This is a genomic window from Hyphomicrobium sp., from assembly GCF_020852195.1.
GTDB lineage: Bacteria > Pseudomonadota > Alphaproteobacteria > Rhizobiales > Hyphomicrobiaceae > Hyphomicrobium_C.
Map to the genome: position 1 here is coordinate 17,453 of NZ_JADZBI010000151.1, position 20,120 is coordinate 37,572.

At 68.4% G+C, this 20,120-nt stretch carries 17 protein-coding genes and 1 tRNA gene; 8 read left to right on the forward strand and 10 right to left on the reverse strand.

The features are described 5' to 3' along the window. The first annotated feature begins 13 nt into the window (after positions 1 to 13). Positions 14 to 193: a hypothetical protein gene (locus IT540_RS12815; protein ID WP_291178326.1), complete on the forward strand. Its 180-nt coding sequence runs from the start codon at positions 14 to 16 to the stop codon at positions 191 to 193. 60 nt (positions 194 to 253) lie between these two features. On the opposite strand, the gene IT540_RS12820 is transcribed toward IT540_RS12815, so the two are convergent. Further along, the gene (locus IT540_RS12820) at positions 254 to 526 is read right to left on the reverse strand and encodes a hypothetical protein (protein WP_291178331.1); all 273 of its coding nucleotides are present in this window, start codon (positions 524 to 526) and stop codon (positions 254 to 256) included. 144 nt (positions 527 to 670) lie between these two features. Beyond that, a tRNA-Thr gene (locus IT540_RS12825) sits at positions 671 to 746 on the reverse strand. A gap of 212 nt (positions 747 to 958) precedes the next feature. On the opposite strand from IT540_RS12825, the gene IT540_RS12830 reads away from it, so the two are divergent. Continuing rightward, positions 959 to 1,219, forward strand: a complete 261-nt coding sequence (locus tag IT540_RS12830) for a hypothetical protein (protein WP_291178334.1) — start codon at positions 959 to 961, stop codon at positions 1,217 to 1,219. A gap of 3 nt (positions 1,220 to 1,222) precedes the next feature. Here the strand turns inward: IT540_RS12830 and IT540_RS12835 are convergent, their stop codons facing one another. The 4 genes from IT540_RS12835 to tsaD all read right to left on the reverse strand — a co-directional run bounded on the left by IT540_RS12835 (position 1,223) and on the right by tsaD (position 4,522). Then, complete coding sequence (locus IT540_RS12835) at positions 1,223 to 1,891, reverse strand: methyltransferase (protein WP_291178337.1); 669 nt, start codon at positions 1,889 to 1,891, stop codon at positions 1,223 to 1,225. Then, positions 1,888 to 2,328, reverse strand: coding sequence for an EVE domain-containing protein (locus IT540_RS12840; RefSeq protein WP_291178340.1), 441 nt, complete (start codon positions 2,326 to 2,328; stop codon positions 1,888 to 1,890). Before IT540_RS12840 ends, IT540_RS12835 begins: the two co-directional genes overlap by 4 nt. Before the next feature lie 73 nt (positions 2,329 to 2,401). Beyond that, entirely contained in the window at positions 2,402 to 3,397 is a 996-nt protein-coding gene (locus IT540_RS12845) for an NAD(P)H-dependent glycerol-3-phosphate dehydrogenase (RefSeq protein ID WP_291178343.1), read from the reverse strand. 54 nt (positions 3,398 to 3,451) lie between these two features. Further along, positions 3,452 to 4,522 carry a tRNA (adenosine(37)-N6)-threonylcarbamoyltransferase complex transferase subunit TsaD gene (gene tsaD / locus IT540_RS12850; protein ID WP_291178418.1) on the reverse strand — a complete coding sequence of 357 codons (1,071 nt, stop codon included), beginning with the start codon at positions 4,520 to 4,522 and terminating at the stop codon, positions 3,452 to 3,454. Positions 4,523 to 4,837: 315 nt separating this feature from the next. On the opposite strand from tsaD, the gene hemC reads away from it, so the two are divergent. From hemC to acs, 5 genes are all read left to right on the forward strand, one after another. Beyond that, positions 4,838 to 5,767, forward strand: a complete 930-nt coding sequence (gene hemC / locus IT540_RS12855) for a hydroxymethylbilane synthase (protein ID WP_291178346.1) — start codon at positions 4,838 to 4,840, stop codon at positions 5,765 to 5,767. Beyond that, positions 5,767 to 6,501, forward strand: coding sequence for a uroporphyrinogen-III synthase (locus IT540_RS12860; protein WP_291178349.1), 735 nt, complete (start codon positions 5,767 to 5,769; stop codon positions 6,499 to 6,501). Before hemC ends, IT540_RS12860 begins: the two co-directional genes overlap by 1 nt. Positions 6,502 to 6,551: 50 nt before the next feature. Beyond that, on the forward strand, positions 6,552 to 8,345 hold the full coding sequence (locus tag IT540_RS12865) for a hypothetical protein (RefSeq protein WP_291178352.1): 1,794 nt from the start codon (positions 6,552 to 6,554) through the stop codon (positions 8,343 to 8,345). 14 nt (positions 8,346 to 8,359) lie between these two features. Then, complete coding sequence (locus IT540_RS12870) at positions 8,360 to 10,060, forward strand: heme biosynthesis HemY N-terminal domain-containing protein (RefSeq protein ID WP_291178354.1); 1,701 nt, start codon at positions 8,360 to 8,362, stop codon at positions 10,058 to 10,060. Between the two features lie 144 nt (positions 10,061 to 10,204). Beyond that, positions 10,205 to 12,154: an acetate--CoA ligase gene (gene acs, locus IT540_RS12875; RefSeq protein ID WP_291178357.1), complete on the forward strand. Its 1,950-nt coding sequence runs from the start codon at positions 10,205 to 10,207 to the stop codon at positions 12,152 to 12,154. A gap of 401 nt (positions 12,155 to 12,555) precedes the next feature. Here acs and IT540_RS12880 read toward each other — a convergent pair whose 3' ends face one another. Further along, complete coding sequence (locus IT540_RS12880; protein WP_291178360.1) at positions 12,556 to 14,628, reverse strand: M3 family metallopeptidase; 2,073 nt, start codon at positions 14,626 to 14,628, stop codon at positions 12,556 to 12,558. A 533-nt stretch (positions 14,629 to 15,161) separates the two neighbouring features. Between IT540_RS12880 and IT540_RS12885 the strand changes: the two genes are divergently transcribed. Continuing rightward, positions 15,162 to 15,563: a DUF2794 domain-containing protein gene (locus IT540_RS12885; RefSeq protein WP_291178363.1), complete on the forward strand. Its 402-nt coding sequence runs from the start codon at positions 15,162 to 15,164 to the stop codon at positions 15,561 to 15,563. Positions 15,564 to 15,825: 262 nt separating this feature from the next. Here IT540_RS12885 and IT540_RS12890 read toward each other — a convergent pair whose 3' ends face one another. The 3 genes from IT540_RS12890 to IT540_RS12900 all read right to left on the reverse strand — a co-directional run bounded on the left by IT540_RS12890 (position 15,826) and on the right by IT540_RS12900 (position 20,106). Further along, a complete protein-coding gene (locus IT540_RS12890; RefSeq protein WP_291178366.1) occupies positions 15,826 to 16,599 on the reverse strand; it encodes a Bax inhibitor-1/YccA family protein in 774 nt (257 codons plus the stop codon). Between the two features lie 220 nt (positions 16,600 to 16,819). After that, positions 16,820 to 19,399: an FtsX-like permease family protein gene (locus IT540_RS12895; protein WP_291178369.1), complete on the reverse strand. Its 2,580-nt coding sequence runs from the start codon at positions 19,397 to 19,399 to the stop codon at positions 16,820 to 16,822. Further along, entirely contained in the window at positions 19,396 to 20,106 is a 711-nt protein-coding gene (locus IT540_RS12900; RefSeq protein WP_291178372.1) for an ABC transporter ATP-binding protein, read from the reverse strand. The genes IT540_RS12895 and IT540_RS12900 overlap by 4 nt, the downstream gene beginning before the upstream one ends. Positions 20,107 to 20,120: the final 14 nt, after the last annotated feature.

The following is a 20,120-nucleotide window of genomic DNA, read 5'->3' on the forward strand; positions in this document are numbered from 1 at the left end:
TTGGGAGCGCCTCATGCGAAAGCAAACTCTCTGTTTTCTGGTCGTCGGCGCAAGCCTCAGCCTGCTTCTGCAGAATCTGGCCAGGCGTCGCGCAGCGGGCGGGATGCCTTCCGTAAGCCCGCAGCGAGACGCCGAGGTCATCGATCTCGCGGCCTGGAAGGAAGCGAGGCGTCATCGCCAGGTGGCGCTTTAGACGTTCGGGGCGCCGCGAGGATGAGCCCGCACCTGGCAGAGCTCGTCCATCCCTGCCCCATCACTCGCAGACCGTGCGCCAATGGTGGTAGCGATAGACGCGATAGCAGTACGCGTCATCGTCGTAATACGAGTAGTCGGGCGCATAGATTCCGAACACGGGGCCAGCATGGAAGTGGTGGTGTCGGAAGTGGCCGCCGTGTCCGACATGACCGAAGTGGCCACCAACATGGCCGCCTCCGATGTGGACACCGCGCGCCTCCGCGGTCGCGGTCATCGTCGCGACGCCGAGCAGCGCCGTCAGCGCCAGACAGGCGCTCTTGAATGTCGTCATGGGATGTCCTTTCGCAAGTTGCGGCAATGCCGCCGCGGCGTGCTCGCCGCGAAGCAGGCGCCTCTGCGCTCTGCCTTGCATCCAATACGGCCAGAGGGGCCGCCCGGTTGCTTTACTTTTTGGACAAATTCGGCGGAGAAGGAATGGTGCCGCAAACAGGACTCGAACCTGTGACCCCGTCATTACGAATGACGTGCTCTACCAACTGAGCTATTGCGGCTTGGCCGACGGCTAGTGAGCCCGATAGGCTCCAGCGGCGGGCCTTGATAGGCTGAATTCGTCCCCCGTTCAAGGCCGAGTTGAAGCCCGGCGGACGGCCGGCACCAAAGCCTGCGCTGCGGCATCCGGGCGTTCGCCGGGTGGAACCCGCCTTGGGTGTCAAGGCGTTAAAAGGGTACCCCATTGCTCCAGGCATTCGGAGGGGGAGCAGCCATGACGTCGCCGCGGAACCCGGTTCTGGACGATCTGATCCTGCGCATGCGCCAACCCATCGACGTGCAGAACGTCGCTGACGAGGAGGCGCTGCGCATCATGGTGCGGCTCGGGCTCGCGCACCCCATGACGCTCGCGGCGGCCATGAAGGTGGTCGCGTCCGAGATGCGGCACGGGCGGATCCGCGAGATCGAGGCGACCGCGCGGGCTCTGCACGCCAAGCTGCTCCGCCGCCACGACGAGCCCGGCACCCGGCAGTGAGACTCAAAGCTGCCAGACCGACGTGCGCTTGATCTCGGCATCCTCCAGCTCGCGCGTGACCGGGACCTGATACTCGGCCACCGGCGTGAAGCGTCCGGCAGGGAAGTAGCTGCGCTTTGGATCGCCGATCAGGACCTGCGCCCCCGCCGCGGCGGCCTTCTCGATGTAGGCCATGACACGGGCGGCCAGCTCGCGCTCGTAGAAGAGATCGCCGATAAGGACGATCTCAACCTCACCCGGCGCGCCAGCGAGCAGGTCGTCGCGCGTGGTCTCGATCTCGACCCCGTTCAGCGCCGCGTTGAGGCCAATGGCGGTGAGCGCCAATGCATCGATGTCGGCAGCGAGCACGGCCCGGGCGCCGGCGCGACTGGCCGCGATGGCGGTGAGGCCGGAGCCTGTGCCGAGGTCGATGACAGATTTCCCGGCAATGCGCTCCGGGTTGTCGAGCAGGTAGCGGGCAAGGGCCTGCCCGCCGGCCCAGGCGAAGGCCCAGTAGGGCGGCGGGACGTTCATCTCGCCGAGCTCTTCCTCGGTCTTCTGCCAGATGGGCAGGCTTTCCTCGGCGAGATGCAGCAGGATCTCGGGCACCAACGGGGGCGCGAGCGGGCGCGTGTTGGCGGCGATGAAGACCTCGGCGGAGCGCGCGTCTTTGAGATCCAGCGCGCCGCTCATTTCTTCTTCGCGCGTTTGGCGGGCGGAAGACCGGCCATGCGGCAGACCTCGACCCATTCGGCGTCCGTCACCGGCTGCACGGAGAGGCGTGCCGTCCTCACCAGCGCCATGTCGGCGAGCCGCGGGTTCGCCTTGACGTCGGCGAGCGTCACCGGCCGCGGCAGGCGCTCGAGGGCGCGCACGTCGACGCATTTCCACTTGCCGGTGTCGTCGGTCGGATCGGGGTGAGCGAGCGCGATCACCTCGCAGATGCCGACGACCTCCTTGCCGATGTTCGAATGATAGAAGAAGCCGAGATCGCCGATCTGCATGGCCTTCATGTTGTTGCGGGCGGTGAAGTTCCGCACGCCTGTCCAGGGCTCGCCCTTGGCGCCCTTGTCGGTCAGGTCGTCCCAGGAGAACGCGTCGGGCTCGGACTTCAGAAGCCAATAGGCCATGGGGTGGTGATCTCTCGTAGCTCGTGGGGTCCGGCCGGAGATTACGCCATATTCGGCGTGTCTCAAGGCGTCGTCAGTCCTCGGCCTTGAAGGGGCGGCTCATGAGCCCCGCAATGGCGTCATCGACCGAGAGGCTGCCCTCAAGCACGGCATGCACGGCCGCGGTGATCGGCATCTCGATGCGCTTCTGCTCGGCGAGGCGCACCACGGCTGCGGCCGTATACACGCCCTCCGTCACGGATATGCGCGCGCCGAGCACGGCCGCGAGCGTCTCGCCCTGGCCCAGCGCGCGGCCGAGGCTCATGTTGCGCGACTGCGGGCTGCCGCAGGTCAAGACGAGGTCGCCGAGGCCCGAGAGACCCATCATCGTCTCGGGGCGGCTGCCCATTGCGTTGCTCAGGCGGCGCATCTCGGCGAAGCCGCGCGTGACGATCGCGGCATGGGCGCTGGTGCCGAGCCCCTTGCCCTCGACGATGCCGGCGGCGATGGCGAGCACGTTCTTCAAGGCGCCGCCGAGCTCAACGCCGACGATGTCGTCCGTCCAGTAGAGGCGGAGCTGGCGGTCGCCCAGGCGCTCGGCGAGGCGCTTGCCGAGCTGCTCGTCGCGGCAGGCGAGGGTAAGAGCGGCCGGAAGCCCGCGCGCCACGTCGGCGGCGAAACTGGGGCCGGACAGAACGGCGAGCGCCACGTCGGGCGCGGCCTCGGCCAGCACCTCTCCCATCAGCTTGCCGCTCGCCTGCTCGATGCCCTTGGCGCAGACGATCAACGGCTGGCCGGGGCGCATGTGCGGCGCAAGCGCCGTGGCCACGGTGCGCACGTGCTGCGCGGGCGAGACGAGGAGCACCGCGTCGGCGGCGGCGCAATCCTCGAGCGTTTCGGTCGCCTTGAGACGCGAGTCGAGCGCGATACCCGGAAGGAAGGCTCGGTTGACGTGGCGCGTGTTGATGTCGGCCACGGTCTCGGATTCGCGCGCCCAAAGCACGACGTCGCGGCCGGCGAGCGTCAGCGTCTGCGCCAGCGCGGTGCCCCAGGCGCCGCCGCCGATCACGCCGATCCTGTCGATGGTCATGGCGTTGCGTTCCCCTCTGGTGCCGCTCTCATAGCACGTCGCCCGATCGCCGCGTCACGCCTTGACGCCGGCGCCGATGGCGGCGGGCGCGGCGGGGTCGAGGGGCCAGCGGGGCCTGGCCGCGAAATCGAGCCCGTCGACGAGGCCGCGGGCCAGCCGCTCGGCGCCCGCCCAGGCGATCATGGCGCCGTTGTCGGTGCAGAGCGCCGGCGGCGGCACGGCGAGGTGGAAGCCCCGCGCGGCGGCAAGGCGGGCCAGCGCGGCGGCGATGGACGCGTTGGCGGCGACGCCGCCCGCGACCGTCAGCCAGCGCGGCCTGCCGGGGCCGAACGCGTCTTCCGCGAGCTCCATGGCGCGCGAGACGCGGTCCTCGATGATGTCGCAGACGGCGGCCTCGAACGCAGCGCAGAGGTCGGCGACGTCGCGGTCGGTGAGGGGGGCTGCGGCCTCGGCCCGCTGGCGCAGCGCGGTCTTGAGGCCGGCCAGCGAGAAGTGCGGCTCGACGCGCCCAACCATGGGCCGCGGCAGGGGGAAGCGCTCGGGATCGCCGCTGCGGGCCGCGCGCTCGACCTCCGGGCCGCCAGGATAGCCTAACCCTAAGAGCTTCGCGGTCTTGTCGAAGGCCTCGCCGATGGCGTCGTCGATGGTGGTGCCGATGCGACGGTAGCGGCCCACACCCTCGACCAGAAGCGTCTGCGTGTGGCCGCCGGAGACGAGCAGCATGAGGTAAGGGGGTTCAAGCCCGTCCGTGAGGCCCACGGTCAGCGCGTGCGCCTCGAGATGATTGATGGCGAGGAACGGCTTGCCGGCCGCCAGGGCCAGCGTCTTGCCGGTTACCAGCCCTACGACGAGGCCGCCGTTCAAGCCGGGGCCGGCCGTGGCAGCAATGCCGGAGAGATCCGACAGGGCGAGGCCGGCTTCCGCCAGTGCGGCGGCGACGATGGCGTCCAGGCACTCGACATGCGCGCGCGCCGCGATCTCGGGCACGACGCCGCCATAGGGGCGGTGCTCGGCGAGCTGGGAGCGCACGACGTTGGACAGGATGCGGCCGCGGGCCTCGCCGTCACGGGCGACGACGGCGGCGGCCGTCTCGTCGCAGCTCGTCTCGATGCCGAGGACGAGCAGGGGGCGATTATCGTCGGCGGTCATGGGCTCCTCCCGTGCGGAGGAAGCAGCGGTGCTCGGCCCATACGTGTCTGGATCCCGGCCTGTGCCGGGATGACGTTGGGGTCGTTGAAGCTGCTTGCCACAAGTTCTCCGTCACTCCGGCGAAGGCCGGAGTCCAGACACGCCGGGAATGGGGCACGGCCTTGCGGCTTGGTCGAAGCATTAACTGGACCTGGAGATCGGGTAGGAGGCCGATTTGCGTTCATTTGCTGGGACAGGCATTAATGGCGCCCGCCGCGGAATCCCGTGGCCCTAACACCTGGAGCCCACGACTTGCAAGCTCGTACCCTCCGCATCGGCACGCGCGGCTCGCCGCTCGCTCTCGCCCAGGCCCACGAAGTGCGGGCGCGCCTGATGGCGGCGCATGGCTTGCCCGAGGACGCGTTCGAAATCCGCATCTACAAGACGACGGGCGACGCGATCCAGGACCGGCCGCTGGCTGAGGTGGGCGGCAAGGGACTCTTTACCAAGGAGATCGAAGAAGGGCTGATCGCGCGCGAGATCGACCTCGCGGTGCACTCGATGAAGGATATGCAAACGCACCTGCCGGACGGGCTCGGCATCGGCGCCGTGCTGCCGCGCGAGGACGTGCGCGACGCCTTCATCTCGCTCACGCATCCCACGCTCGCCGCGCTGCCCGAGGGCGCTGTCGTCGGTACGTCGAGCCTCAGGCGGCAGGCGCAGGTGAAGCGCCTGCGTCCGGACGTCAAGGTTGTCGGCTTCCGCGGCAACGTACAGACGCGGCTCAGAAAGCTCTCGGAAGGCGTGGCGGATGCGACGCTGCTCGCGTGCGCGGGGCTGAACAGGCTCGGCATGGCAGACCGCATCACGGCGCCGATTGCAACCGAGGATCTGCTGCCCGCCGTTGCACAGGGAGCCATCGCCATCGAGATCCGTAGCGACGACGCGGAGACGGTGCGTTTCGTCGCGCCCCTCAATCACGAGGAGACGGCGCTTTGCGTCACCGCCGAGCGGGCGTTCCTCACGCGCCTGGAGGGCTCGTGCCGGACGCCGATCGCCGGTCTCGCGGAGCTCGACGCGGGCACGCTTACGCTGCGCGGCAAGGTGTTCTTGCCCGACGGCGCTGCCTGCTTCGAGATCACGCGCGAGGCACCGGCCGGGGCGGCGGCCGCCCTCGGCACCACCACCGCGGACGCGCTGCTGGAACTCGGCGCCGAGGCGATACTCGCACGGTCCCTCTGATGCACCTCCTGCTGACGAGGCCGGATACGGGGCCGGAGCCCGATCTGATGCAGGCGGCCCTCGTGGCGGCGGGGCATCGCATCACGCAGGCGCCGCTGCTCTCTATCGCGCTCACCGGGGCCATGCCGCCGCTCGACGGCGTGCAGGCACTGATCGCCACGAGCCGCAACGGGCTGCGTGCGGTCGCGGCCGGGCCGCTCGGCGACGACGTGCTCGGGCTGCCGCTGTTCGCGGTCGGCCCGGCGACGGCCAAGCTCGGGCGTTCGCTCGGCTTCCGCCGCGTGGTCGAAGGGCCGGGGGGGGCTCGCGCTCTCGAGGCGGTCATCGCGGCGGACGCCGACCCGGCTGCCGGGGTGCTCCTGCATCTCGCCGGCGACACGCTGGCCTTCGATCTCGGGGGCGCGCTCGCGGGGCGGGGCTTGTCGGTCCGTACCGAGATTGTTTACCGAACGGAAACGGCCGGCGCGATCCCGGCCGAGGCCGTAGCGGCGATGCGGCAGGGCACGCTCGACGGTGTCGTCCTGATGTCGCCGAGAACGGCCAAGGTTTACGCGAAACTGGTGGGCGCGGCTGCTCTTGTGGCCGAGGCGCGCCGGATGGTCCATTTCTGCCTCTCGGAGGCGGTCGGGGAGGAACTCGGCCCGCTGGGTGCCGTTAGGATTGCCGTCGCCCGCTCGCCTCATTCGGAAGAAATGCTTGCTCTTATCGCCCGTGAGGCGTCAGACTCCCGCTAGGTCGCCCTTCCCCCGAGGCTCGACCGCAAGTCCCTGGAGACCCTGCTTCCATGATCGACAAGCCCGATCCCGCAAAGGATGCTGGCCGCAGCGATGCTCCCGGCGCCAAGCGCCCCCATGCCACGCTGGACCTCAAGGCGACCGAGGTGAAGCCGCAGGCCGCGACACCGTCTGCCGGCGCGCCCTCTCCGGCCGCGTCGACGGAGAAATCCGCGTCTGCCGCGAGTTCATCCTCGGAGAAGCCTGCATCCGCCGCCAGCGCATCCTCGGCCAGCGCGTCATCGTCGTCGGCCGCTGCCGCCGGCGCGCCGGCGGGGAAGCCGTCGAGCGCGGCTGACGCGGCGGCAAAGACGTCGACGCCGAATGCTGTTCCGAAACCGGCGGCGGCACCTGCGGCGAAACCTGAGCCGAAGCCTGCCGCTGCCTCGGGCGGAGGATTCTTCTCTCATCTCGCAGCCGGCCTCATCGGCGGCGCGCTCGTCTATGCGGGCGCGGCGTTCCTGGGGCCGAACTGGCTCCCCGGCAGCGACGAGAGCCAGACCGCGCAGCTCGCCGCACGCATTGCCGCGCTCGAATCCGGCCCCAAGAACGGCGCCGGCCTGGATGCGCTCAATGCAAAGATCAGCGAAGCGGAAGGCCGACTCGCGAAGCTCGACGAGCTTGCGCAGAACGTCGCCGCGTTGCGCGAGGCGCAAAATACGTTGCAGGCCGAGACAAAGTCGCTCAGCGAAACCGCGCAACAGGGCGGCGGGGCGAGCGCCGAGCGGATCGCCAAGCTCGAGGAGCAACTGTCCCTGATCGCGTCCGGCGCGTCGGATGCTTCGGGCGGCACGCCGCAACTCGCCGCCATCTCCGCCAAGATCTCCGATGTCGAGGCCCGGATTGCCGATCTCAGCAAGGGGCAAGGTCTTCCGGAGGACGTTGGGCAGCGCCTTACGGCAGCGCAGGAGGCCAGCGAGGCGGCCAAGACCGCGACCGTCCGCCTCGAGCGGGAGCTGTCGCAGGTGCGCACCGAGCAGACGCGCGGTACGCAACGGTCGGAGACGACAAAAGCGGACACGGACCGCCTCTCGGCCGCCGTCGAAGCCGTCAGGTCCGAGACCGGGCGGCTCGCGAACACCGTCGCCGAGCTCAGAAGCTCGGTCGACTCGCAGCTCAAGACCTTCGCCAAGCCCGCCGACGTGACCGCGGCCGTGAACCCGGTCAACAGCAAGCTGGCCGAGCTCGAACAGAACGTGCAGAGCGTCGTCAGCAACGAGCAGAGCCGGCGGCAGAACGCCGAGCGCATCGTGCTGGCGCTTGAGCTTTCCAACCTCAAGCGCGCGCTCGACCGCGGGCAGGGCCAGGGCTACGCCGCCGAGCTCGAGGACGTGCGCAAGGCCTCGGCCGGGCAGATCGATCTCTCGGCTCTCGAGCGCTTCAAGGATACGGGCGTCGCCACCCCCGCCCAGCTCAAGGCGGAGTTCCGTCCGCTCATCAATGCCGTCATCGATGCGGATCTCGAGCCGGCCGACGGGTCGGTGATCGACCGCCTACTGGCGGGTGCCAAGTCGGTGGTGCGCGTGCGCAAGGTCAGCCACGACGCCGGCGACACGAGCACGGAGGCGATCGTGGCGCGCATCGATACGGCGCTCGACGAGGGACGTCTCGGGGACGTCCTCGCCCAGGCGAAGGCGTTGCCGCTCAAGGCGCGCATGCCGATGGAGGACTGGCTGATCAAGGTCACGGCACGCGACACGGTCGATAAGGCCATCGCCGCGGTCGAGGATCGGCTCAAGGCGTCGCTCTCCGGCGCGCCCGAGGCGGATGCGCCCGCCGCGGCGCCGGCTCCAGTACAGAATTGAGGGAACCGCGACCGATGACGCGCCTTATCCTCTTCCTCCTCGGCGTGATCCTGCTGGCAACCGGGCTCGCGTGGCTCGCAGATCGTCCGGGCTCGCTGCTCGTCACCTGGCAGGGCTACGAGATCGAGACCAGCGTGTTCCGCGCCGTGGTCATCTTCGCAGCCCTGATCGGGTTCGCCCTGCTGTTATGGAACGTGCTGAGCCAGATCTGGTCGAGCCCGGCCGCGGTCAGCCATTTCCTGACGCGGCGGCGGCAGCGGCGCGGCCTCGATGCGCTGTCCTCCGGCATGATCGCCATCGGCGCCGGCGACCGCTCGATGGCCACGCGCTATGCGCTGCAGGCGCGGAAATCGCTGCCCAACGAGCCGCTGACGCATCTGCTCCGCGCTCAGGCGGCGCAGCTCTCCGGCGACAAGGCCACTGCGCGGCGCATCTTCGAGGCCATGCTCGCCTCGCCAGATACGGAGCAGCTCGGCCTGCGCGGCCTCTTCCTCGAAGCCGGGCGCGAGGGCGAGACCGAGGCGCAGCGGCAGTTCGCGGAGCGTGCGCTCAAGCTCAATCCGAAGCTGTCATGGCCGGTCGAGGCGCTGTTCGACCTGCAGTGCAAGGCGGGCGACTGGGCGGACGCCTTGCAGACGCTGGCGCTCGCCAAACGCCATGGCCACGTGGAGCGGCCGGTTGCCGACCGGCGCCGCGCGGTGCTGCTCGCGGCGCAGGCGGTCGAGCTCGAGGAGGAGGCCGCCGACAAGGCGCTGACGCTGGCGCTCGAGGCGCACGGGCTCGCACCCTCGCTCATTCCGGCGGCGGCCGTCGCCGGACGCCTGCTCGCCGCGCGCGGGAATACTCCGCGGGCGGCCAAGATCATCCAGAAGACGTGGACCAAGGCCCCGCATCCGGAGTTGGCGACGGCCTATGCCTACGCCCGCATCGGCGACAGCCCGCGCGACCGCCTCGACCGCGTCAAGCACCTCTTCACGCTCAACCCGCTGTCGATCGAAAGCTCGATCGCGGTCGCGGTGGCGGCCATCGAGGCGCACGACTACGCGGAAGCGCGGCGCATCCTGCAGCCGTTCCTGGAGCAGGGATTGACGCGGCGCGTCGCGGCGCTCATGGCGCGCGTCGAGGCGGAGGAAAGCGGCGACAAGGGCCGCGCACGCGAATGGCTGGCAAGGGCCGTCACCGCGCCGCGCGATGAAGCCTGGATCGCGGACGGCGTGGCCTCCGATCGCTGGGCGCCCATCTCGCCGGTGACGGGTGCGCTCGACGCCTTCGAGTGGCGCGTGCCGGCTGATGAGGTGGAGGGCGGCGAGGAGCGCATTCTCGGCGCCGACCTCACGGAGTTCATCGCCTCGGGCGAGCCCGAGACGGTGATCGTCAAGGCGGAAGCGGTTGCGCTCGAAGACGAGCATAAGGCGCCGCCGAAGGCTGCGCCCGCTGCGCCGGAGCCCACCACGCCCGCGGCAGCTCCCGCTCCAACGGCACCGCCCGCCGCAAGCGAAGCGCCGGCCGGCGCGGCTCAGCCTCAGACGCAGCCTGCTCAGCGGAGCGGCAGTGATCGCGGCCGCGAGCCGGCGCGAACCGAGCGCCCGAAGATCTTCACGCCGCCCCGCGCGCCTGACGATCCCGGACCCGAGCCCGATGGCGAGCCGGAGACGGCATCCGGCAGGCTGGGTCTCAGGGCCACGGCGGGGACGCTCAAACCCGGATTGACGTGATTCCGCGATCTTGGAGCGGATCTTGACCGAGAACAGCGGCGAGGCCCGAGACACCAGACCTTCGACCAATGAGGAAGTTGTCGCTCGCCTTCCGTTTGCCCATAATGACACCAGAACAATAAACCGATTTCGGGAGGATTAACGATGTCGGACAAGGCGTATCCCGTTGCGCCCGAGTGGGCGAGCCGCGCTTGGCTCGACGACGCGAAGTACAAGGCGCTCTACGAGCGCTCGGTGCAGGATCCGGAAGGCTTCTGGGCCGAGAACGGCAAGCGCCTCGATTGGATCAAGCCTTACAGCAAGATCAAGAACACAAGCTTCGATCCGCACAACGTGTCGATCAAGTGGTTCGAGGACGGCACGCTCAACGTGTCCGCCAACTGCATCGACCGGCATCTCGCGACGCGCGGCGACCAGGTGGCCATCATCTGGGAGGGCGACGATCCCACCGAGGATCAGACCATAACCTACCGCCAATTGCACGAGCGGGTGTCGAAGTTCGCCAACGTGCTCAAGGCCAACGGCGTCAAGAAGGGCGATCGCGTCACCATCTACCTGCCGATGATCCCGGAGGCTGCGTACGCGATGCTCGCCTGCGCGCGCGTCGGCGCCATCCATTCGGTGGTGTTCGCCGGCTTCTCGCCGGACAGCCTCGCGGGGCGCATAGAGGACGCGGGCTCGACGTTCATCATCACCGCCGACGAAGGCCTGCGCGGCGGAAAGACCGTAGCGCTCAAGAAGAACACCGACGAGGCACTCAAGAAGTGTGCGAAGGGCAACGAGACCGTGCTCGTCGTGCGCCGCACGGGCAATCCCGTGTCGTGGACCGGCGGACGGGATGTCTGGCTGCACGAGGAGCTGGAGAAAGTCTCAGCCGATTGCCCGCCCGAGGAGGTGAATGCCGAGGATCCGCTCTTCATCCTCTACACCTCGGGCTCGACCGGCAAACCCAAGGGCGTGCTGCACACGACGGGCGGCTATCTCGTGTTCGCCGCGATCACGCATCAGTACGTGTTCGACTATCACGATGGCGACATCTACTGGTGCACGGCGGACGTGGGCTGGGTCACCGGACACAGCTACATCCTCTACGGTCCCCTCGCGAACGGCGCCACCACGCTGATGTTCGAGGGCGTGCCGACGTATCCCTCCGCGTCGCGCTTCTGGAACGTGGTCGACAAGTGGAACGTGAACACGTTCTACACGGCGCCGACGGCTATTCGCTCGCTGATGGGCGCCGGCGACGACCTCGTGAAGCGGACCGATCGCTCCTCACTGCGGCTGCTCGGTAGCGTTGGCGAGCCTATCAATCCCGAGGCATGGGAGTGGTATCATCGCGTGGTCGGAGACAGCCGCTGCCCGATCGTCGACACCTGGTGGCAGACGGAGACCGGCGGCATCCTCATCACGCCGCTGCCGGGCGCCACGGCGCTGAAGCCCGGCTCAGCGACGCGGCCGTTCTTCGGCGTCCAGCCGGCGCTGGTCGACGAGAGGGGCGGCGTGCTCGAGGGCGCGACGCAGGGCAACCTCGTGCTGCTCGATAGCTGGCCCGGACAGGCGCGCACGCTCTACGGCGACCACGACCGCTTCGTGCAGACGTACTTTTCGACCTATCCCGGAACCTATTTCACCGGCGACGGATGCCGGCGCGACGAGGACGGGTACTACTGGATCACGGGCCGCGTGGACGACGTGATCAACGTCTCGGGGCACCGCATGGGTACGGCGGAGGTGGAGAGCGCGCTCGTTGCGCATCCCAAGGTCGCGGAGGCGGCGGTGGTCGGCTACCCGCACGACCTCAAGGGCCAGGGCATCTACTGCTACGTGACGCTGATCTCCGGCGAGCAACCCTCGGAGGAGCTGCGCCGTGAGCTCGTGCAGCACGTGCGGCGCGAGATCGGTCCGATCGCCTCGCCCGACGTGGTGCAGTTCGCGCCGGGCCTGCCGAAGACGCGCTCGGGCAAGATCATGCGCCGCATCCTGCGCAAGATCGCCGAGGACGAGTTCGGGAGCCTGGGCGACACCTCGACGCTCGCCGATCCGTCGGTGGTCGACGACCTGATCTCGAACCGCCAGAACCGCAAGGCGAGCTGATAGGTATCGTCTTCGCCGTCCGTCGCGTTCGTTGAAGCTTGCGTGGGTGCCGGCCTTCGCCGGCATGACGGAGTTAGTTGCCGCACGCTCTGTCCAAATCCAACGTCATCCCGGCGCAGGCCGGGATCCACGCAAGTCGGCCAGGAGCGAGCCTGAACGATATTCCGACAACGATAGAGGCAGTGCCTCCTCATCGGGAAGCGATCTACAATCGCTTCCGACCTCTACCGTTGGGGAGAGGTGGCGAGCGCAGCGAGCGGGTGAGGCCTCCGCGCTCGCATATCCCCCCGCCATCCAGGGCCGCTTGTTCGTCGATCGAGAAACACACCCCCGGATGGCCGCCTGTCGTGGCGAAGCCGCGCTCCGCGCGGACGGCGACCATGACGTGTGAGAGCGGGGGATCAGGCGAGGCCGCGCTTGCGCAGGAGGCCGTCGATCTCGGGCGGGCGGCCGCGGAAGGCGACGTAGGCCGCGAGCGCATCCTCCTTGTTGCCGGCCGCGTAGATGTGCGTCTTGAGCTTCGCCGCGGTCTTTTTGTCGAAGATGTTGCCAGCCTCCACGAAGGCGGCGAAGGCGTCGGCGTCCATCACCTCGGACCACAGGTAGCTGTAGTAGCCGGCCGCGTAGCCGCCGATGATGTGCTGGAAGTGCGGGATGCGGTGGCGCGGCGCGATCTCGGCCGGCATGCCGATCTGCGCCAGGACCTCGCTCTCGAAGGCGTCGACGTCGAGGGCCGTCGCATCGGCGAGCGAATGCAGCTCGAGGTCGAGCAGCGTCGAGGCTGTGTATTCCACGGTCTGGAAGCCCTGGTTGAACGTGCGCGCGGCCTCGAGCTGGTCGAGCAGGCGCTGCGGCATGGGCTTGCCGGTCTCGGCGTGCAGCGCGAAGCGCTTCAAAACCTCGGGCCGCGAGAGCCAGTGCTCGTAAAGCTGCGAGGGCAGCTCGACGAAGTCGTGCAGCACGTTGGTCATGGCGAGCGACGGGTAGGTCACGTCGGACAGGAGGCCGTGCAAGCCGTGGCCGAGCTCGTGGAACAGCGTGCGCGCGTCGTCGAAGGAGAGCAGCGCCGGTGTACCGGGCGCGCCGCGCGCCACGCTCATCACGTTGACGACGATGGGACGCACGTTGCCGGTGAGCTTCTGCTGCGTGCGATAGGACGACATCCAGGCACCTGAGCGCTTCGACGGGCGGGCATAGTAATCGGTGTAGAACAGGCCGACGGGGTCGCCCGCCTTCGTCTTCACCTCCCAGGCGCGCACGTCCGGATGATAGACCGGCACGTCGGTGCGCTCCTCGAAAACGATGCCGAACAGCTTGCCCGCAGTATCAAAGGCGGCTTGCAGGACGTTCTCCAGCACGAGGTAGGAGCGCACCTCGGCCTCGTCGAGGTCGTAACGCGCCTTGCGCTCCTTCTCTGCGTAGTAGCGCCAGTCCCAGGCGGCGATCTTGAAGTTCTCCCCCTCGTCCCGCGCCCGCTTCTCGAGCGCGTCGCGCTCGCCGCGCGCACGCCTCAGCGCAGGCGGCCATACCTTGTCGAGCAGCTTCCTCACCTCGGCCGGCGTCTTCGCCATCGTGTCCTCGAGCACGTAGGCAGCGAAGGTCTCGAAACCGAGCAGACGCGCGAGCTCCGCGCGCAGGGCAATCATCCTGACGATGATCTTGCGATTGTCGGTCGAGCCACCGTTCTCGCCGCGCTTGATCCACGCCTTCCAGGCCTCCTCGCGCAGGTCGCGGCGGGCGGAGAACTGCAGGAACGGCTCGACGCTCGAGCGCGCAAGCGTGATGGCGTGCTTGCCGGGCTTGCCAAGCTCGATGGCGGCCTGCGCGGCGGCGGCGCGGAAGGACTCGGGCAGGCCGGCAAGGTCGCGCTCGCCGTCGAGGATCATGTGCCACGCCTGCTCGTCGGCGAGCACGTTCTGCGTGAAGGCCGTGCCGAGCGTCGCCAGCTCGGTGTTGATGTCGGCAATGCGGCGACGTGACTTGGCGTCGAGCCTGGCGCCGGCGCGCACGAAGCCCTTGTAAGTCCGCTCGAGCACACGCAACGCCTCCGCGTCCAGGCCCAGGTCGGCGCGCCGCTCGTAGAGGTCGGCGATGCGCAGGAACAGGCGGCGGTTGAGGAGGATCGCGCTTTGATGCTTGGCAAGGCGCGGCGCCATCTCGCGCTCCACGGCCTGCAGGGCGTCGTTGGTGTCGGCGCTGGTGAGGTTGAAGAAGACGTCGGCCACCTTGTTGAGCAGGGCGCCGCTCTTCTCCAGCGCGACGATGGTGTTGGCGAAGGTCGGCTTCGCGGCCTTGCCGGCGATCTCGGCGATCTCCCGCTTATGCTCGGCGAGGGCAAGATTGAAGGCGGGCTCGTAGTGGCGCGGCTCGATGCGGTCGAAGGGCGGGGCTTTGAAGGGCGTGCGCCACGGCGCAATGAGCGGATTCTGCGGGCTCTTCGCACTCTTCTCAGCCGTTCCGCGTCTCTTGGCCATCGCTCATCCTCTCTCGCCGTACAGGGGCTCGAATCGATAGCGGAATGCGCGGCCAAAGACAAAGGGCCGGCTTCGATGCCAGCCCTTCGCCACTTCGACGCGAGAAGGAAAGAAGGAGCGTGGACCCGCCCGACTGCCGAGCCGTGACCGAACTGGGGGCTCGGGGTTCCGGTCAGCCAAGGCGGCCGAGCGGGATTGTCAACGTGTTCGAGTCTGGATGGGATTCTGGGCCGGGGCAGGGCCCAACGGCGACGTCTTTCCGGCGGTACAAAGGATTTTCTGTGCCGGAAAGTATCGCGGAAATCGGAAAAAGAATGGGCCCGGTCCAGGGAGATAGGCCTCGGATGGGGGCTTGGGGCATTGATCCGAGGCTGGGGAATGGACCGGGCCAGGCGCTGTAGGAAACATCATACGGATCAATGGGGCTTGCCGAAGGACGTTTTGTGGCGGCCTTGTGAAATGTTTGGGCGCGAACCGCTTGAAAAATTGCGGGCCCGGCGCGATCATGATCCCAAGGCATAAGGGAGGCGCGCTTGAGCGAATCCGACCCCATACGTTTCCGCCCGCGCGAGCCGGGCAATTCCCCACGCACGCAGGCGCAGCTCAGTCCCGTATCCACCCTTTCCCCCCGCTTCGGTTCTCCCGTCGTCGCGTTCAACCGCGCGGAGCTCGATGCCATCCTCGCCGTCTACGCGCGCAAGGTGGCGGCCGGCGAATGGCGCGACTACGCGCTGCAGATGGGGCGGGAGAAAGCCGTGTTCGCGATCTTCCAGCGCGCTTCCGAGTATCCGCTGTTCCGGGTAGAGAAATGCCCGCGGCTGGCGCGGCGTCAGGGCGCCTACAGCGTGGTGCTGCGCAGCGGGGCGATCCTCAAGCGCGGCCACGATCTCGCGCGCGTGCTCGCTGCCTGCGAGAGCGTCAAGCTCAGCCATTGAAGAGCTTACACGAGGATCCTGCAGGTGTAGCGATCGTGGAAGCTTACGTGGGTCCCGACCTTCGTCGGGATGACGGAGCTTGTGCGAGCCGTCTGCCCATTCTCTGACGTCATGCCGGCGCAGGCCGGCACCCACGCCAGCTTCCACTCGCTCGACGTTGGCTGGGTTCGCAAGAAGCATCCGACGGGCGGCATCATCCGCGTAAACGAAAAGGGCCCCGCTTGCGGCGGGGCCCTTCGTGTTTGAGACGCGGCTTCTCGTCCTACTCGCGGTCGCCGAGCAGCGACAGCAGGTTGACGAACAGGCCGACGAAGTCCTGGTACAGCGACAGCGCGCCCAGGATCGACGCCTTGGCAGCGGCCTCGGCATTGCCGGCGACCTCGAAGTAGACGTCCTTGATGCGCTGCGTGTCGTAGGCGGTGAAGCCCGCGAACACGAGCACGCCGATGACCGAGATCGCGAAGTGCATGGCGCTCGACTGCATGAAGATGTTCACGACCATGGCGATGATGACGCCGATCAGGCCCATGAACAGGAACGAGCCCCAGCCCGAGATGTCACGCTTGGTCGTGTAGCCCCAGATGCTCAGGCTCGCGAAGGTTGCCGCGGTGATGAAGAACACGTTGGCGATCGACGTGCCGGTGAAGACCAGGTGCAGCGACGACAGCGAGGCGCCGACGAGAGCCGCGTAGATCCAGAACGACGTCTGGGCGGCGCCGACGCTCATGGTGCTGGCGCGGAAGGCGAAGAAGAACACGAACGCGATCGGCGCCAGGAACAGCAGCCACCTGAGCGGGCTCGTATAGAGCGCCACGCCGAAGGAGGTCAGCGCCTGGCCGTTCGGGAGCGTGGCGGCGGCGGAAGCCGGGTCGGTGGTGACCGCCAGCGAGTAGATCAGGTAGGCGACGATGCCGGTCAGCGCGACGCCAGCCGCCATGTAGTTGTAAACGCCCAGCATGTATGCGCGCAGACCCTCGTCGACGTCGGCGCGGCCAACGGTCGTCGCTTGCGTATATCTGCTGTCAAACTGTGCCATCGTGTTTGAGTCCCCTTAAAGACTTCTAGCGCAAACCGAAATTTGCCCAAGACATATCGGGGCAGCGACGCGTCCTTTCAAGGGCGCGCGTGCTGATCAGCCGGGCACTTGAGCCTGTATATAATGGAATTCGGTCAGAATGTTAATGTTGTCGGGCGGGTAAAATACCACATTTTACTGAGGTGGCTTTACTTGCGGAAGATGAAGTCGACCGGCCGTTTTACTCAGATCTGAGGATCGCCGCCGGCTTGGCGCGCAAAATCGCCCAGGTGCCGAGCGAGCCGAACAGCAGCACCAGGCCGATGGCGAGCGCCAGCGCGCGCAGCACCGCCGGCACGCTGAAGGTGAACGGGATCCGCATCACCTCGCTGACCGCGATCCAGGCGGCGAAGGCGCCGAGCGCGGCCGCGAACAGCCCGGCGATGACGGCGAGCATCAGGTACTCGAGGGCATGCGAGGTGAGCACGCGCCGGCGCGTGGCGCCCAGCACCTTCAGCACCACGGCCTCGAGGACGCGGCGGCGCTGCGCCGTTGCGAGCGCGCCGGCCAAGACCAGGGCGCCCGCGACCAGCGTGACGGCGCCGGCCACGCGCACCGCCACCATGACCTTGGACAGGATGGCGTTGACGGCCTCGAGCGCGTCCTTGACGCGGATCACGGTGACGGACGGGAACGCCTTGCCGATGGCGCGGCCGAGTTCCGCCTCGGTTTCCAGGGCGACGCCGTCCGGCAGGCTCACGGTGGCCAGCAGGTTGTGGGGCGCGGCCGCGAGCGCGTTCGGCGAGAACACCATGACGAAGTTGAGCCTCAGGCTTTCCCACTTCACCTCGCGCAGGTTGGCGATGCGCGCGGTGAGGTTTCGGCCGAGCACGTTCACGGTTACGGTGTCGCCGATGGCAATGCCGAGGTGGCCCGCGAGATCGCGCTCGAACGAGACCAGCGGCTCGCCCGTATAGTCGGCGGGCCACCATTGGCCCTCGACCAGGGTCGAGCCTTCGGGAAGCGTATCCGCGTAGGTAAGGCCGCGGTCGCCGTTCAAGACCCACTGCGCCTCGGGCGGCAGCTTAACCTCCTCCGCCTTGCGCCCGTTGAGCTCGATGAGACGGCCGCGCAACATCGGCGCCTCGACGACGTGGGCGCCCGGAGCCTCGCGCTCGACGATGCGTATGAGATCGGCCGCATCGGCCTTCGGCACATCGAGCAGGAAGTGGCTGGGGGCCTTCTTTGGCAGGCGGCTGGTCAGCTCCTCGACGAGCGAGGCATCGGCCAGCGCCACGGCGACCAGCAACGAAAGCCCGGCGCCGAGCGAGACCACGACGGAGCGCGTGAGACCGCCCGGCGCGCCGAGGTTGCCGATGGCGAGCGCCAGCTCGGGCCATTTGGGCCGGGGTACGCGTCGCGCCAGCACCGTCACCAGGCTACCGAGCGCGGTGAAGACGAGGAACACGAGCACCAGCGCGCCGCAGAAATAGAGCGCGATGCGCGTCGACTCCGCCATCGTGAGCACGAAGGCCAGCAGCATGGCGGCGATGAACGCGGTGGCGGCGATAATCCCGCGGCGCGGCCACACGCGTTCCGGCGCCACCTCGTCGCGAAACAGCACGGAGGGCTTGATCAGCTCGGCACGCCCGAGCGGCCAGAGCGTGAACAGCAGCGCGACCAGGACGCCGTAGGCGGCGCTGGCGAGAATGCTCGTCAGCGAGAAGGTCAGCTCGGCCTTGATGGGAAGCTGATCACCGTAGGCGGTGATGAGGAAATGCGGGGCCGTGAGGCCGACGGCGAGGCCCAAGGCAACGCCGATGAGCGCGATGGCCAGCACCTGCACCAGGAAGATCATGAGCACGAGACGGCTCGTGGCGCCGACGGTCTTCATGGTCGCAATGACGTTGCGGCGCCGCTCGATGAAGGTGGCGACGGCGCTGGCGATGCCCACGCCGCCGACGAGCAGCGCGGCGAGCCCGAGGAAGGTCAGGAACTGGCGCAGGCGATCGAGCGTGCGCGTCACCTGGGGAGACGGATCGCGGCGATCGGCCATGACGAAGCCGGACTGGGCGAGGTCCGCCTTGGCCGTGGCGCGGAACTGGGCCAGATCGACCGGGGCAGTATCCGGATTGAGTTTCAGGGCATAGCGCCAGCGGACGAGCGTGCCCGGCTGCACGAGGCCGGTCTTGTCGAGCGTCGCATGAGAGACGAAGACGCGGGGGCCATAGGTCAGCCGGTCGGCGACGGCGTCGGGCTCGCTTACCAGCGTCGCCTTGACGGTGACCTCGGTCTCGCCAACGCGCATCCTGTCGCCGATCGAGAGCCCGAGCTGGCTCAATAGAACCGGGTCGACGACGGCGCCATCGGGAGCGGCCATGGCGTCGGCGAAAGGCGCCCCATGGACCTCCACCGCACCGGCGAGCGGATAGGCACTGTCCACGGCCTTGATCTCGATGAGCGCCTGCTCCTCGCCGTCGAGCCGGCGCGCCATGGTGCGCACAGCAGCGGACTCGCTCACGCGGCCGCGCGCCTCGAGCCAGCTCCGCTCGGCGTCGGTGGCGCGCGTGTGCATGCGGGAGAACGTCGCGTCGCCGCCCAGAATGATCTCGCCCTGGCGCTCGAAGCCGCTGCGGAGCGCGTCGGACAGGGTACCCACGGTGGCAATGACCGCGACGCCGAGCGCGACGCAGGCGATGAAGATGTAGAAGCCGTTGAGGCCCGCGCGCAGCTCGCTTAGGGCGATGCCGAGCAGGCGTGAAAGCGGAAGGCCGGTGCGCGGACGCGCGGAGCCGGCGCCAACCTCTGCGACGGCTGTCATGCGGCCACCACGGTCTGCTCGTCGGCCACGATCCTGCCGTCGGCCATGCGGATGGTGCGCTCGCACTCCTTGGCGAGCCGCTCGTCATGGGTGACGAGCACGAGGGTGGCGCCGCTCTTGCGCTTGAGGCCGAACAGGAGATCGACGACCTGGCGGCCGGTCTTGCCGTCGAGGTTGCCGGTCGGCTCGTCGGCCAGCAGCAGCTTGGGCTGCGGGGCAAGCGCGCGGGCGAGCGCCACACGCTGCTGCTCGCCGCCCGAGAGCTGCGCCGGGAAATGGTCGAGGCGCGGACCGAGGCCCACGTCCGAAAGCAGGGTCCCCGCGCGCTCACGCGCGTCGGCGTGGCCCGCGAACTCCAGCGGCAGCGCCACGTTCTCGAGCGCGGTCATGGTCGGGATGAGATGGAACGACTGGAAGACGATGCCGACGTCCTCGCCGCGGGCGAGCGCCATCTGGTCCTCGTCGAGGGCATTGAAATCGCGGCCGGCAACGTGCACATCCCCCTGGGTGGCCCGCTCCAGGCCGGCAAGGATCATGAGCAGCGACGTCTTTCCCGAACCCGATGGCCCCACGATGGCGAGCGACTGGCCGCGCGCTACGTCGATTGTGATGCCTTTGAGGATCTCGACAAGCCCGGCACGACTTTCGAGGTTGAGCCGGACGTCGGTCAGGCGGATGATCGGCTGGGGCACGTGGGGAGGCTCCATCAGGGGCGGTCGCG

Coding starts and splice junctions, on each gene's coding strand:
- IT540_RS12845 (WP_291178343.1), bottom strand. CDS start 3,397: ATGACCATCGACAGGATCGGCGTGATCGGCGGCGGCGCCTGGGGCACC.
- IT540_RS12840 (WP_291178340.1), bottom strand. CDS start 2,328: ATGGCCTATTGGCTTCTGAAGTCCGAGCCCGACGCGTTCTCCTGGGAC.
- IT540_RS12860 (WP_291178349.1), top strand. CDS start 5,767: ATGCACCTCCTGCTGACGAGGCCGGATACGGGGCCGGAGCCCGATCTG.
- IT540_RS12815 (WP_291178326.1), top strand. CDS start 14: ATGCGAAAGCAAACTCTCTGTTTTCTGGTCGTCGGCGCAAGCCTCAGC.
- IT540_RS12870 (WP_291178354.1), top strand. CDS start 8,360: ATGACGCGCCTTATCCTCTTCCTCCTCGGCGTGATCCTGCTGGCAACC.
- IT540_RS12890 (WP_291178366.1), bottom strand. CDS start 16,599: ATGGCACAGTTTGACAGCAGATATACGCAAGCGACGACCGTTGGCCGC.
- IT540_RS12830 (WP_291178334.1), top strand. CDS start 959: ATGACGTCGCCGCGGAACCCGGTTCTGGACGATCTGATCCTGCGCATG.
- IT540_RS12895 (WP_291178369.1), bottom strand. CDS start 19,399: ATGACAGCCGTCGCAGAGGTTGGCGCCGGCTCCGCGCGTCCGCGCACC.
- IT540_RS12865 (WP_291178352.1), top strand. CDS start 6,552: ATGATCGACAAGCCCGATCCCGCAAAGGATGCTGGCCGCAGCGATGCT.
- IT540_RS12820 (WP_291178331.1), bottom strand. CDS start 526: ATGACGACATTCAAGAGCGCCTGTCTGGCGCTGACGGCGCTGCTCGGC.
- IT540_RS12880 (WP_291178360.1), bottom strand. CDS start 14,628: ATGGCCAAGAGACGCGGAACGGCTGAGAAGAGTGCGAAGAGCCCGCAG.
- IT540_RS12900 (WP_291178372.1), bottom strand. CDS start 20,106: ATGGAGCCTCCCCACGTGCCCCAGCCGATCATCCGCCTGACCGACGTC.
- acs (WP_291178357.1), top strand. CDS start 10,205: ATGTCGGACAAGGCGTATCCCGTTGCGCCCGAGTGGGCGAGCCGCGCT.
- IT540_RS12835 (WP_291178337.1), bottom strand. CDS start 1,891: ATGAGCGGCGCGCTGGATCTCAAAGACGCGCGCTCCGCCGAGGTCTTC.